Raw genomic sequence first — 12,862 nt, 5'->3', positions numbered from 1 at the left:
ATGCAGGTCTTTGTTGTGATGTAAGGCCTGCATCATCGATTACGCTTTAATGACAACTCTTAAAAACACTGAAGGTGACAGCGTGAACATTGCATTTTTTGGTGAGTGTATGGTGGAGCTCAGCGGCCAACCGCTACGGCGTACATTTGGTGGCGATACGCTCAATACTGCGCTGTATCTGTCACGCCTTGGGGCCAGCCGTCATCTCTCCGTCAGTTACGCAACCGCATTAGGTGTCGATAATATCAGCCGGGATATGCTCAGTGCCTGGCAGGAAGAAAACATCGATACCCGGCTGGTTCGCAAACTGGAAAATAAATTACCGGGTCTTTATCTGGTTGAAACTGAGCCCAATGGTGAACGTCATTTCCATTACTGGCGTAATGACAGTGCGGCGAAATTCTACTTTGCGACCGATCTCTCGCCGCTGGAGCAGGCCATTGATAATCACGAGTTTGATGCGCTGTATATCAGTGGCATCAGCCTGGCCATTCTGGCGGAAGAAGCAAAAGCCACATTGATTACTCTGCTGGAAAAGCATCGCCAGCATGGCGGTAAAGTGATGTTTGACAATAACTTTCGGCCGCAGCTATGGACGGCAAAACAGGCCCAGTACTGGTACAGCCAGGTATTGCGTTTTGTCGATATCGCGCTGGTCACTGAAGACGATGACCACAAAGTGTGGGGAGATAGCGACATAGTTGCCCGTTGCCGGATGTTTGGCTGTGAGGAAGTGGTGATTAAGCGCGGCTGCGACCCGTGTAAAGTGGTCTGCCACTTACAATCTGCTGAGCCGACAGTGACTTATGTGGCTGCCAATCAGGTTGAACACGTAGTGGATACCTGTGCAGCCGGTGACTCGTTTGCAGCCGGTTATCTGGCGGGTCGCCTTACCGGTGCTGATGAAACCCAATCTGCAGAATTAGGGCACCAGTTGGCTGCGATTGTTATTCAGCACCCGGGGGCGATTATTCCTCGCGAAGCGATGAGTGCGCTTTTGTGACAGATAGCCGAACGGAAATTCTGACCGAAAAGCTTTCATGACAAAGTGAACGAAAGCGTAATCGGAAGCCTGACCAAAAGTCCTGATCAAAAAACTGACTAAAAACCTGACCAAAAAGCTTGGCCGAACACATTGATAGAAAAAGCATTCTTGTGAAAAAGGAACTCTCAGTACATGTCTCAGCAATTAATTGAAAAACTACAGTCGTATAAAATTATTCCCGTCATCCAGATTAATCAGGTCGAGCAGGCGGTTCCGCTGGCTAAAACGCTGGTGGAAAATGGTTTGCCGGTGGCCGAAGTAACGTTTCGTACCGAAGCGGCAGCAGAAGCCATCCGGCTGATGCGTGAAGCGTACCCGGAGCTTTGCATTGGCGCGGGCACGGTTTTGAATGCTGAACAGGTTGACCGGGCAGTAGCGGCCGGCGCGGAATTTATTGTCGCACCGGGTTTGAATCCGAACACGGTACGATACTGTCAGCAGCAGGGTATTCCGGTCGTGCCGGGCGTAAACAACCCGAGTCAGGTTGAGCAGGCGCTTGAGTTGGGTCTGACTTTTCTCAAGTTCTTCCCGGCTGAGGCCTCGGGCGGAATCAATATGATCAAATCCCTGCTGGCACCGTACGTCGATATTTCTCTGATGCCGACCGGTGGAATCAGTAAAGCCAATGTTCGCGATTACCTGGCGATTGACCGGGTGGCCTGCTGCGGCGGCACCTGGATGGTGGCACCTTCACTGATTGATAATGGCGACTGGGAAGAAATCGGTCGTCTGGTGCGAGAGGCGGTGGAGCTGGTCGCCTGATGTAACAGGGCAATAGTAACAGGCAGAGAAGAAAGGCGAGTGTTAGACTCGCCTTTTTCGTCGGTGCGCATATCTGATTGCACTGCGTCAGACACGCTTTATGTCAGAGAGGCAGAAATTCCGCAGACTGCACTCTTCCCCGATCATCAAAATGAAGGGAAAGTGAATGCCATCGCATCTGCTGTGCCGGGAAGGTGGCCAGTGTGGTGTTCTGTTTCAGAGATAGCGCCGCTTGTTCGCCACTGCTGATGACAACATCCAGACCTTTAACGGCGTTGACAATCTGGGGAGCATAGGTTGGGGCAAACTGGCTCAACAGGACGACTTTGTTGATGCCCTGAATTTGCAGGCGATCGACGGTATTGGCGATCAATTGCAGATCTTCAGTCTGTGGGGAAGCATCCGGTTGTGACGACTGGCGAATCAGCGATAAATAGGCAATTTGCTCACCGTGTACCTGCTGAACAAAGGCTTCGGCACGGGCTTTTTTCGGATTATACGCGTACAGTTGTGCACCGTATTGCGCCGTACCGAAATTGATATTACTGGCCAGGATTGCCTGTTCAGGTAACAGTGAGTCAGCCACCTGACGTGCGGTGACCGGGTTGAGCATCAATGCGGTTACATATGAAAAAGCCGGGGTCAGCACCGGCTGTGATGGCCACTGATAGGAGTAAAATGCCAGATAGCTTTGGTTGTGGGTGGCTGTATTTGCTGCTGTCTGGTGTCGGCGAAGGTTATCGTTCAGCCATTGCTGCGTCGCGTGCTGATCAAAGCGGTTGTGAGACGTTAACAGGTGCGTAGGCGCAAGCGTGATGAAGCTGAGGGTAACCGTCACGGGCTGAGGGGCCTTGGGCGTACACGCAGAGAGCAGAAGCCCGATGATGACCAGACTGAGTATTCGAAGCATAACAGGCAAAGTTAGTGTGATTTGGCTCACTATTTTCCGGCAATTTCACTCGATTATCAAATATAAACATCATTGCATTTGACAGGGCAGGTGAGGGTTTCGCTGGGGGCCAAGAAGGGTTGGGCATCAAGGATGCTATTTCGAACCGGATCAAAGAGGGAAGGCTAGATTGAAAACACTGCTGACGTGACAGGCAGAAGAAGAAGAAGACGCAGAAAATCGTAAGATAAAACGGGGACTGCCCCCTCGTAATTGAGTGACGAAAAAGGCCAAATAGGATGAAACGCACACTTTTAACGCCTATCCGTACATATATCAAACGATTGAATTTTTTTGCATGATTTTTTTGTTGACTCAACAGAGGCAATCCGTAGAATGCACACCATACCGCAGCGGCAAGGCCGATAGCGGATATTCAGAGGCGCGTTGGCAGAGTGGCTATGCAGCGGATTGCAAATCCGTGGACCTCGGTTCGACTCCGGGACGCGCCTCCATTCTCAAAGTTCTCATCCGGAGTGCTTTGAAGCAGACAATTAAGATATGGCATTAAGCGGTATCTCACAGAATTGTGTGCCCTGGTGGTGAAATTGGTAGACACAAGGGATTTAAAATCCCTCGCCGTTCGCGGCGTGCCGGTTCAAGTCCGGCCCGGGGCACCATTAAAAATGACGGCTTACAGGTTAGCGCTTGTAAGCCGTTTTTTCATTTCCGCGTTCTGATAAAACGCGTATTCTCATCGCCTCATCGCCTCATCGCCTCATCGCCTCATCGCCTCATCGCCTCATCGCCTCATCGCCTGTACTAACGGCATTCTGCCCGTTATTTCTTGTTCGCGATTCTTGTTCGCGCTTACGTTCCCAGTACCTTTGCACTTTTATTATTCAGCCACCTAACGCGGTATGCCAGTGCACCACATTGTTAATATGGTGCTGTTTATATGACGTTAACATGGCGAAACAGGTGCCTGCCAGCTACGTTGTTAATACCTCATTTGGCTTGATCAGCGATGGTTTTAGCCTGATCCACGCGCTGACTGCAAAGGATACGCCATGTCGGAATATTTTATTTATGCCTTTATTTACCTGGTTGCGGCGGTGATTGCAGTGCCTCTGGCTATTTTGTTCGGACTGGGCTCAGTGCTGGGTTATTTGATCGCCGGGGTGGTGATTGGGCCGGTGATCGGTCTGGTGGGTGACGAAACCACCACTATTCAGCATTTCGCGGAATTTGGTGTGGTGATCATGCTGTTTCTGGTCGGTCTGGAGCTGGAACCCAAGTCGTTGTGGGCGATGCGACATCGACTGCTGGGGTTGGGTGGTTTACAAGTGGTTGGGACAGCAGCGGCAATTCTAGGACTGGGTATATGGTTGGGTTTACCCTGGAGCGTGGCACTGGCTATCGGCTTGATTCTGGCGTTATCGTCCACAGCGATAGTGCTGCAAACATTTAATGAAAAAGGGCTGACTCGCACCGAGGGAGGCCAGAATGCGTTTTCGGTTCTGTTGTTCCAGGATATTGCCGTGATTCCGATGCTGGCATTTATTCCCTTACTGGCGTTACCTGAGTTGGTGGAGAAGGCCCGCCATGTCACGCAGCAAGTGGCTGACCATAATGAGGAGCTGAGCCTGATAGCCGGTTTACCGGGCTGGGCCTATGGTCTGGTCATCACAGGTTCGATGGCACTGGTTGTGGTTGGGGGCCACTATCTCAGCCGTCCGTTGCTGCGGTTTGTTGCCTGCTCTGGTCTGAGAGAGATTTTTACAGCAGCAGCACTGATGCTGGTCATTGGGGTCTCAGTGCTGATGACACTGGTGGGTTTATCGCCGGCACTGGGTACGTTTCTCGCCGGTGTTGTCCTCGCCAACAGTGAATTCAGGCATGAGCTGGAAGCCAATATCGAACCGTTCCGCGGGCTGTTGCTGGGGCTGTTTTTCATCACGGTCGGTGCTGGGATCAATTTTGACATTCTGTTTAGCGAATTTTTTCTGGTTATGGGTCTGACTGTCGGGATCATCGTGCTAAAAGCATTGATTCTGTTTGTTCTGGCGACGATCTTCCGGATCCGGAACAGCAGTCGCTGGTTGCTGGCCCTGAGCCTGGCGCAGGCGGGGGAGTTTGGCTTCGTGCTGATCAATTACACCGTGCAGAATCATGTGCTGCCGGGAGGTATTGGTCAGACGCTCTCTCTGGTGGTTGCGATGTCGATGTTGCTGACCCCATTGCTGTTTATCTTTTTTGAGAAAGTCATTTTGCCCCGTTTTGAGCAGACGTCTAATGAACGCGAAGCGGATCATATTGACGAGCAGGGCACGGTCATTATCGCAGGCATCGGGCGTTTTGGTCAGATTGTGAACCGCTTATTAGTGGCTAACGGCATTAAAACGGTCGTACTTGACCATCAGGCAGCGCAGGTCGATAACCTGAGGAAAATTAAAACGAAAGCCTATTTTGGTGATGCAACCCGACCGGAATTGCTGCACACCGCAGGGATTGAGCATGCCGCGATGCTGATTATTGCCATAGATAATCGTGACAATGCGATTCAGCTGGTGAAGTATGTTAAGCATAAATACCCCCACTTAAAGGTGCTGGTGCGGGCATTTGACCGTGGTCATGGCTACCTGCTTCGTCAGGCCGGGGCGGATATCATTGAGTCGGAAACGTATCACTCTGCGGTGGAAATTGGTGCCGCTGCCCTTAGGGTATTGGGCTGCTCCCCCGAGTTTGTGGAAAACAGGCAGCATACCTATAAGTCAGTGGATGCCGAGTTGTCGGATGCACTCTACGCTGCATGGAAAAGTGAAGCCGGTGAACAGGAGCGCTTTGACAATAACTATTACAAGCTGTTTATCGATTTTGAAGAGCGCTTGAAAAAAGAGATGGCATTCGGCCGGGAAGACATGACGGCGCGAGCAGACCCTCAGGGCTCGCGAAACGATAGCGAGCCGGAGGTGGCTGAAGGGAAAAGGGATCATTGAGGGGGATTTCAAAGGGAGTCAAAGGGAGAGAAACAAAAAAAATTCGGCCAGGCGAAGCAATGACTCAGCAATGACTTATCCATATTCAGCGGACTCTGTTTTACTCAGCACTCAACTAGTTAGCGTCCTGAGCAAAACGAGCAAGCACAAACTCGACAAACAAACGCACCCGCAGCGGAAGGTGGTCGCGGTCACGGTAGAGCATAAACAAGGTTCGGGCTTTACTTTGCCAGTCTGGCAGCACCCGGCTGAGTTTTCCTGCTTCAATCAGCGGCAGGGCATGGTAATCAGGAATATAGCCAATGCCTAACCCTGCTTTAATGGCATGGGTCAGCATCCGGATCTCATCCACTTCCAGCCGGACACCAGTACCGACGAGATAGTCAAACTCTTGCCTTGTATCGGTGTGAATCAGCTCCCAGGTAGTCATCGGATGGCAAATGACGGCAGGGTGGCCACACAGTGCGTCGGGTTCGGTAATTGTGTCGATCGGGTAACCGGCCTGAGCACAAACAATAAAATGGATGTCGACCAGTGGGCGTGCGATCCAATTCTCAACCACAGGGCTACCGACCCGAAATACGACGTCGATGGCTTCTGCCTCAATATCAACCAGCGTATTGGAAAATCCGATATCGAGCTGGATATCCGGATATTGCACCATGAAATCGAAAAAAATGTCCCGCAGAAATTGAGAGCCTGCATTGATGGGGGCATTGAGTCGAATTTTACCTTTCGGCTCATGCTTGTCCCGATGCAAGTCTTCACCAATATCACTGAGCTCATCAAATAGTGCGCTGGCTCGCTGGAAATACTGCTGTCCGGTATGAGTCAGCGACACCCGGTGTGCATCGCGGTTTAGCAGCCTGAGTTGCAAGTCGGTTTCTAATTGCTGAATACGGCGGCTGAGCGTGGAAAGTGGCATGGATAAGCTTTGGGCTGCCTGCTTAAAACTGCCCAGTCTGGCCACTGCACAGAAACAGCGCAGATCGTCGAGAGAATAGTTAGGTTTCATTATTGGTATCTACCGTCCTGATATTGCCAGTTTATCCACTAGGTGGAATCAATACACTAAAGGTATTCATCTGACAAGTTATGCGGAGTAACAATGGCATCCATAACCAAGCTTTTATCAATGAAGCTCTCATCAACATCAAAATCCGTGATACTGCTGATTTTATGTACCTTTTTCTGGGGAAGCTGTTTCCCGATAGGCAAGCATGCACTGAGTGAAATACATGCCCTGACACTGGTTTTCTGGCGGTTTGTGATTGCTGCCGCCTGTCTCGCACTCTATCTCCGTTTGATGCGCGGTCAACCACTCTCAATCACACGCAAGCAGTGGTTATGGGTGATACTGGTGAGCGCGGTGGGGGTAGGTGGTCTTAACCTGGGTTTGTTTACCGGCTTAACTTATACCAGCGCCACCAACGGTTCACTGATCATGGCGCTCAGTCCGCTGATCACTTCTTTGATTGCGTGTCTCGCGCAACGCACCAGACCGACCTTTTCGCAATGTTTCAGTTTGCTGGTGAGTTTGTCGGGGGTATTGCTGGTGATCACAAATGGACAGTTGGAGATATTGCTGAGTTTGACTCTAAATCAGGGCGATAAAATGATTTTCGTGGGGATGCTGGCCTGGAGTTTCTACACCTATTTCAGCCAGGGGATCAGCCGCTGGATGCCGGTGATTCCTTACACCTTCGTGGGGATGGTCAGCGGAGCCGGTGTTATTGGTGTGATGTGTCTGTTGACACCGGATCTGAACCCGATCACGGAACTGTTTAACAGCCCGGCTATCAGTATTATTGATGTAGTGTATATCGGGTTGTTTGGCACAGTGGCGGGGTATCTGCTGTGGCTCAATGGCGTGCGTGAACTGGGATCGTCAACAGCGTCGCTGTTCTTTAATTTTGTTCCGGTCTTTTCTGTGCTGACTGCATTTTTACTGGGGCAGTCTGTCACGCAGTTGCAACTCGTGGGAATTGCCGTGGTGATCCTCGGCCTGATTCTGCCGCGCCTGATGATGCTCAAGCGCAAGCCAGACACGGCGTCTCAGATTGCCTGATAGAGCTGTCTGGCAGTCCGGCTGCTACGGTTCCTCTACGTTTGGCTAACTTGTTATCGTTCTATCGTTCTCTCTTGTTATCTTTCGAGTCACCAATAACATGCGACTCAAATAAAAAGCGGCTGGCAGGTATGGCCTGTCAGCCGCTGATTGATATTGGGTCACCGGATTGTTCATTCACCCAGTCAGCTAGCCAGCCTTTACTCGTATATTGCATCTTGCATAGGCCAGGTTGGCTGGGCGTTGGTTATAGGTATAGATAAAGAAGCGAAACACTCCGGCGTCCCTGCGCCACTGCTTTATTCATAGAGGACCAAACGTAGCATGAAATGGACGGCTGATATAGCCCGTCCATTTCCAGGTCGGATGTATGCCAACCGGAGTCGGTTATTTCAGATCGAACCGGTCCGCATTCATCACTTTGGTCCACGCCTTGATGAAGTCATGGACAAACTTCTCTTGCGCGTCATCGCCGCCATAGACTTCCGAAATGGCTCGCAATTGTGAGTTTGCACCAAAGACCAGATCGACACGCGTCGCTTTCCATTTTGCCTGACCAGACTTGTAGTGAATGCCTTCAAACTCCTGAGCATCGTCGGATGTTGACTTCCATTCGGTGTTCATATCGAGCAGGTTAACAAAGAAGTCATTGGTCAGAACGCCCGGTTTGTCAGTAAATACCCCGTGTTGGGACTGACCAAAGTTGGCATTCAGGACACGCAGTCCGCCAACCAGTACGGTCATTTCCGGTGCTGTCAGGGTCAGCAGCTGTGCTTTATCAAGCAGCAGCTCTTCAGCCGAAACGGTGTACTGTTTCTTCGTATAGTTACGGAAACCATCTGCAATCGGCTCCAGTACATCGAAGGAATCGGCATCGGTCTGGTCATCGGTCGCATCAGTACGACCTGGCTCAAACGGAACCGTTACACTGAAACCGGCATCTTTAGCGGCTTTCTCGACAGCCGCACAGCCGCCAAGCACAATCAAGTCGGCCAACGAAACGGCTTTGTTGCCAGATTGGGTGGAGTTGAAATCTTTCTGGATACCGTCGTAAGTACTCAGCACTTTGCGTAATTGATCAGGCTGATTCACTTCCCAGTCTTTCTGCGGTGCCAGACGGATGCGAGCGCCATTCGCGCCGCCGCGGCAGTCGGAACCACGGAACGTCGAAGCGGAAGACCAGGCGGTGTAGACCAGTTCAGTGACAGACAGTCCGGACTCCAGAATGACTTTTTTCAGTGCGGCAATGTCATTGCTGTCAATCAGAGCATGATCTACGGCAGGAACCGGGTCTTGCCAGATCAGGTCTTCAGCCGGCACTTCTGAGCCGAGATAGCGGGATTTTGGCCCCATGTCGCGGTGAGTCAGCTTGAACCACGCTCTGGCGAAGGCATCGGCGAATTCATCCGGATGTTGGTGGAAGTGCTCGGAAATCTTTCGGTATTCAGGATCTTCCCGCATCGACATATCCGCTGTCGTCATCATGATGTTGACGCGCTTAGAAGCATCTTCCGGATCCGGTGCCTGATTGCTGTCGGTCACCACTTTGGGTTTCCACTGGTTGGCCCCAGCCGGGCTCTTAGTCAGTTCCCATTCATTGCCCAGTAGCATGGCGAAGTATGTACTGTCCCAGGTGGTCGGAGTCGGTGTCCACGCGCCTTCCAGTCCACTGGTTATCGCATCACGGCCTTTTCCGCTGCCGTGGCTGCTCTTCCAGCCCAGCCCCATCTGTTCGATAGGTGCGGCTTCCGGCTCGGGCCCGACTAATGCGGCATCACCGGCCCCGTGGCATTTACCAAAAGTGTGACCACCGGCGGTCAGGGCAACGGTTTCATAGTCGTTCATCGCCATGCGGGCGAAGGTTTCACGCACATCTTTACCGGAAGCGACCGGGTCAGGATTCCCGTCCGGGCCTTCGGGGTTCACGTAAATCAGACCCATCTGCACCGCGGCGAGTGGGTCTTCCAGATCACGAACCCCCGAATAACGCTTGTTACCCAGCCATTCGTCTTCGGCACCCCAGTAAATATCTTCCTCTGGTTCCCAGATATCTTCGCGACCGCCGCCAAAACCAAAGGTTTTGAAGCCCATGGATTCCAGTGCCACATTGCCGGTCAGAATAAACAGATCCGCCCAGGAGAGATTCTTGCCATATTTTTGTTTGATAGGCCAAAGCAGGCGGCGGGCTTTATCGAGGTTGCCGTTGTCCGGCCAGCTGTTCAACGGTGCAAAACGCTGGTTACCGGTTGAAGCACCACCGCGTCCGTCACCGGTACGGTACGTCCCGGCGGCGTGCCAGGCCATGCGAATCATCAGCGGGCCATAATGGCCATAATCGGCTGGCCACCAGTCCTGTGATGTGGTCAGCACATCTTCAATGTCTTTTTTAACAGAGTTCAGATCGAGCTTAAGGAATGCCTCTTTGTAATTGAAGCCTTCCCCCATTGGATTCGCCTTGCGGTCGTTTTGATGAAGAATTCTTAAGTTAAGCTGGTTAGGCCACCAGTCTACATTTTTGGTTCCAACGCCACTTAAGCGAGTGTTACTTCCGTGCATTACCGGGCACTTACCTTCGTTGCTCATAGGTCACTCCTGTTCGGTAGGGATGATGAGTGCGTCTTTCTTCATGTCGCTTTCAATTCAACTAACTTTCAGTCTGTCGTTTTTTACATAGCTCTCTGTTACTGACATTGAATATAGACGTAGCTAGAGCTTGTCGCAGATGGAATTCTCAATAGCATCAATCGGTTTTTTCTATTCGATTGGGTTTTAGTAATCAGTATTTCCGTAAATAGTTCACCGCCGTCATGCTGGGGTATGCCTGAGCGATTCGGTGTGAGAGCGAATATTTTTAAAGATGGTTTGGCAAGGAGAGGTATCAGTGCGCCCGGCATTGGCTTAACCGATGATGAGCCCGGAAAGCCGGAAGTATTGGCGAGTGCCGTGGCAAGTAAAGTGAATCACAGTTGTAAAACTGGAATCCAGCGCACACTATCATGAAGGAGCGGAATAGTGCATAGTATGCCGTACAATGTATGTATATCCATGTAAATGCATCCAGAAGCCTGTATGTAAATCCGCAGTGGATTGTCAGTGCTATGGCATCGCAAATACTAAAATAATACAAACGCTTATGTACAGTCAGGGGCAGTGGGTGTGCTTGGCTGACATACCGACGGTTGCCTTTTTACCTTTGGTCTTTTCTTGCCGCAGAAGGGAAGGGCACATGGCTGAACTCGCTGAGTGCGGTCGCCCAGGCAAGAGATGAGTGAAAAATTTGATTCGCAAAGATATCTCTCAGTGCGGTATCTTTGACCCATTCACATGGTATCGATTATCTGGCGGGTATAACGCCTGAATTCAATAAGGATTTTGTCATTACAGGTTTCAGTATGAAAAAGAATTTCATTCTGTCTTTATTTATAGGGACACTTAGTTTTGCCTCCTACGGCTCAGATATGATCGACAGCATGGTGGAATTTACCGTTAACCAGATGAAACGGGACGGCGAATTTTCCAACCTTGCCAATGTCTCCGGGCTGAGTGAACAACGGCTTGAGAAAGCGTTTCGTCAGTCTTTGTCGACGTGTCTGAATCAAGAGCCCAAAGATGATGATAATTTTATTGAACACTGCATCAATGAACAGCTGAGTCAGTCATTATCCGTGACAACTACTCAGCTTGATCGCTGGATCGCGCAGCTGGATCAGACCTTAACCCCGTTAGAGCAGTTGGAGCGTGAGATCGCAATGCTGGAAGATCAGATTTATCTGATTGAAAGCAAAGACGAGCTGACAAAGGCAGAAGAAGATCATCTGGCGATGCTGAACAATGATCGTCTCAAGCTTCTGGCCCAACAGGTCAAATTGCAGGTTAAAGAAGCCGACCAGATGATGGCGGATATACAGAAAATCAGCAGTCAGTCCAAGTAACCCAGTGAGCTGTCAGCACAGCTCCGGCTTTACTGAATACACTGAATGCGAAGACATCGCCGCAGCGTACAAGGATAGACGTTTGCCTTTTGATATCGTCCCCGCCTCACTTGCCGAGGCCAGCGCCATCAACGGATTGACCCGTGAGTTAGGGTATCCGGCCGAAAATGCAGAAACGACCGCTTGGCTGGCCGCATTGCTGGATTCTGAACACCATGTTGTTCTGCTGGCAACATCAAAGGAAACCGTCATCGGCTGGCTGGTGGCGGAAAAGCGGCTGACGCTGGAGTCGGGTTTCAAAGGAGAAATCACGGGGCTGGTTGTGGATGTCCGATATCGAGGAAGTGGCGCAGGGCGTCAGCTGGTTCAGGCTGCGCTGCAGTGGGCACAGGAGGCCGGACTGGAGCGATTGGTGGTGCGATCCAATATTCAGCGCACCGTTTCCCATCAGTTTTATGAGTCATTAGGATTCCGCCGCATAAAAACCGCACACTGTTATGAGTACCTTGGCTAATTATCAGTGGATGACAGTGCATTGCTTTGCGTGCGAAGCTGAACACCCTAGCTGCAAAAGTGTCTGAAAATAAAAGGCGTCTAAAATAAAGATGTCTGAAAAATTAATGGCTTCTGAAAATAAGGGCGTCTGACAATAAAGGCGTTTGACAAAAAAGGCGTCTGAATCTTCAGAGTTGTGCTGATTAACCGGGAGTTCATCATGTTCCTTTCTCTGCTCGTTGTTACCTTCCTGATTGCATTTGTTGTCTGCTACATCGTCACCCGGGTTTTTGCCAAGCCGATTGACGGGATACTGGAGCGTATCGTGGCAGACGATATCGCCTTTGCATGGACCAAATACCTTAAATTCGCCATTTATGTGGTCGGTATTTCCGGTGGCGTCAGAATTCACTATCTGGAAAGTTTTTTGCGTCCACCATCGGAAAACTTTACGCCGCCGGAACTGACCCTTAACCGCTGGGTGCTGGAAATCTACCGGACGGTGATTGAGTCGTTGCAATCCATTGCCTGGATGCTGCTGGTCTTTTTCATTTTTGCCCTGATTGCTTACGTTATCGTTAAAGCGTTTGAGCTTAACCACAGCCGGAAAATGAGAGGAAACACGGGGCATTCAGGGGAAAAGCAAACAAGCAGTGACGACGCTCAGTAACG

10 protein-coding genes and 2 tRNA genes are annotated in these 12,862 nt (G+C 50.8%); 9 read left to right on the top strand and 3 right to left on the bottom strand.

The window, feature by feature from the left end; all coding sequences use genetic code 11:
• Positions 1–49: 49 nt before the first annotated feature.
• Both PGW97_RS09990 and PGW97_RS09985 read left to right on the top strand, forming a co-directional pair.
• A complete protein-coding gene (locus tag PGW97_RS09990) occupies positions 50–1,003 on the top strand; it encodes a sugar kinase (protein WP_273857231.1) in 954 nt (317 codons plus the stop codon).
• A 174-nt stretch (positions 1,004–1,177) separates the two neighbouring features.
• Positions 1,178–1,807, top strand: coding sequence for a bifunctional 4-hydroxy-2-oxoglutarate aldolase/2-dehydro-3-deoxy-phosphogluconate aldolase (locus PGW97_RS09985; protein ID WP_273857230.1), 630 nt, complete (start codon positions 1,178–1,180; stop codon positions 1,805–1,807).
• A 103-nt stretch (positions 1,808–1,910) separates the two neighbouring features.
• On the opposite strand, the gene PGW97_RS09980 is transcribed toward PGW97_RS09985, so the two are convergent.
• Positions 1,911–2,747: a hypothetical protein gene (locus PGW97_RS09980; RefSeq protein ID WP_273857229.1), complete on the bottom strand. Its 837-nt coding sequence runs from the start codon at positions 2,745–2,747 to the stop codon at positions 1,911–1,913.
• 390 nt (positions 2,748–3,137) lie between these two features.
• Between PGW97_RS09980 and PGW97_RS09975 the strand changes: the two genes are divergently transcribed.
• The 3 genes from PGW97_RS09975 to PGW97_RS09965 all read left to right on the top strand — a co-directional run bounded on the left by PGW97_RS09975 (position 3,138) and on the right by PGW97_RS09965 (position 5,695).
• Positions 3,138–3,211, top strand: a tRNA-Cys gene (locus tag PGW97_RS09975).
• Positions 3,212–3,289: 78 nt separating this feature from the next.
• Positions 3,290–3,376, top strand: a tRNA-Leu gene (locus PGW97_RS09970).
• A 390-nt stretch (positions 3,377–3,766) separates the two neighbouring features.
• A complete protein-coding gene (locus tag PGW97_RS09965) occupies positions 3,767–5,695 on the top strand; it encodes a cation:proton antiporter domain-containing protein (RefSeq protein WP_273857227.1) in 1,929 nt (642 codons plus the stop codon).
• A 115-nt stretch (positions 5,696–5,810) separates the two neighbouring features.
• On the opposite strand, the gene PGW97_RS09960 is transcribed toward PGW97_RS09965, so the two are convergent.
• Positions 5,811–6,710 (bottom strand): LysR family transcriptional regulator, encoded by a 900-nt coding sequence (locus PGW97_RS09960; protein ID WP_217392642.1) that lies wholly within the window; start codon positions 6,708–6,710, stop codon positions 5,811–5,813.
• Positions 6,711–6,803: 93 nt separating this feature from the next.
• Between PGW97_RS09960 and PGW97_RS09955 the strand changes: the two genes are divergently transcribed.
• Complete coding sequence (locus tag PGW97_RS09955) at positions 6,804–7,763, top strand: DMT family transporter (RefSeq protein WP_254463127.1); 960 nt, start codon at positions 6,804–6,806, stop codon at positions 7,761–7,763.
• Positions 7,764–8,150: 387 nt separating this feature from the next.
• On the opposite strand, the gene katG is transcribed toward PGW97_RS09955, so the two are convergent.
• Complete coding sequence (gene katG, locus PGW97_RS09950; RefSeq protein ID WP_273857225.1) at positions 8,151–10,346, bottom strand: catalase/peroxidase HPI; 2,196 nt, start codon at positions 10,344–10,346, stop codon at positions 8,151–8,153.
• Positions 10,347–11,155: 809 nt separating this feature from the next.
• On the opposite strand from katG, the gene PGW97_RS09945 reads away from it, so the two are divergent.
• The 3 genes from PGW97_RS09945 to PGW97_RS09935 all read left to right on the top strand — a co-directional run bounded on the left by PGW97_RS09945 (position 11,156) and on the right by PGW97_RS09935 (position 12,860).
• Entirely contained in the window at positions 11,156–11,695 is a 540-nt protein-coding gene (locus tag PGW97_RS09945) for a hypothetical protein (protein ID WP_047883482.1), read from the top strand.
• 82 nt (positions 11,696–11,777) lie between these two features.
• Positions 11,778–12,209, top strand: a complete 432-nt coding sequence (locus PGW97_RS09940) for a GNAT family N-acetyltransferase (RefSeq protein ID WP_047883483.1) — start codon at positions 11,778–11,780, stop codon at positions 12,207–12,209.
• 201 nt (positions 12,210–12,410) lie between these two features.
• Positions 12,411–12,860, top strand: a complete 450-nt coding sequence (locus PGW97_RS09935; RefSeq protein ID WP_273857224.1) for a hypothetical protein — start codon at positions 12,411–12,413, stop codon at positions 12,858–12,860.
• Positions 12,861–12,862: the final 2 nt, after the last annotated feature.

Origin of the sequence: Photobacterium sp. GSS17 (genome assembly GCF_028621875.1) — a bacterium.
Taxonomy (GTDB): domain Bacteria; phylum Pseudomonadota; class Gammaproteobacteria; order Enterobacterales; family Vibrionaceae; genus Photobacterium; species Photobacterium ganghwense.
Note: the sequence above shows the minus strand (reverse complement) of the source record. Positions and strands in the feature narration are given on the sequence as shown.

Bases quoted from the DNA above. Each gene is read 5' to 3' on its own strand.
- katG (WP_273857225.1), bottom strand. From the start codon at position 10,346: ATGAGCAACGAAGGTAAGTGCCCGGTAATGCACGGAAGTAACACTCGC.
- PGW97_RS09935 (WP_273857224.1), top strand. From the start codon at position 12,411: ATGTTCCTTTCTCTGCTCGTTGTTACCTTCCTGATTGCATTTGTTGTC.
- PGW97_RS09960 (WP_217392642.1), bottom strand. From the start codon at position 6,710: ATGAAACCTAACTATTCTCTCGACGATCTGCGCTGTTTCTGTGCAGTG.
- PGW97_RS09990 (WP_273857231.1), top strand. From the start codon at position 50: ATGACAACTCTTAAAAACACTGAAGGTGACAGCGTGAACATTGCATTT.
- PGW97_RS09965 (WP_273857227.1), top strand. From the start codon at position 3,767: ATGTCGGAATATTTTATTTATGCCTTTATTTACCTGGTTGCGGCGGTG.
- PGW97_RS09985 (WP_273857230.1), top strand. From the start codon at position 1,178: ATGTCTCAGCAATTAATTGAAAAACTACAGTCGTATAAAATTATTCCC.
- PGW97_RS09955 (WP_254463127.1), top strand. From the start codon at position 6,804: ATGGCATCCATAACCAAGCTTTTATCAATGAAGCTCTCATCAACATCA.
- PGW97_RS09945 (WP_047883482.1), top strand. From the start codon at position 11,156: ATGAAAAAGAATTTCATTCTGTCTTTATTTATAGGGACACTTAGTTTT.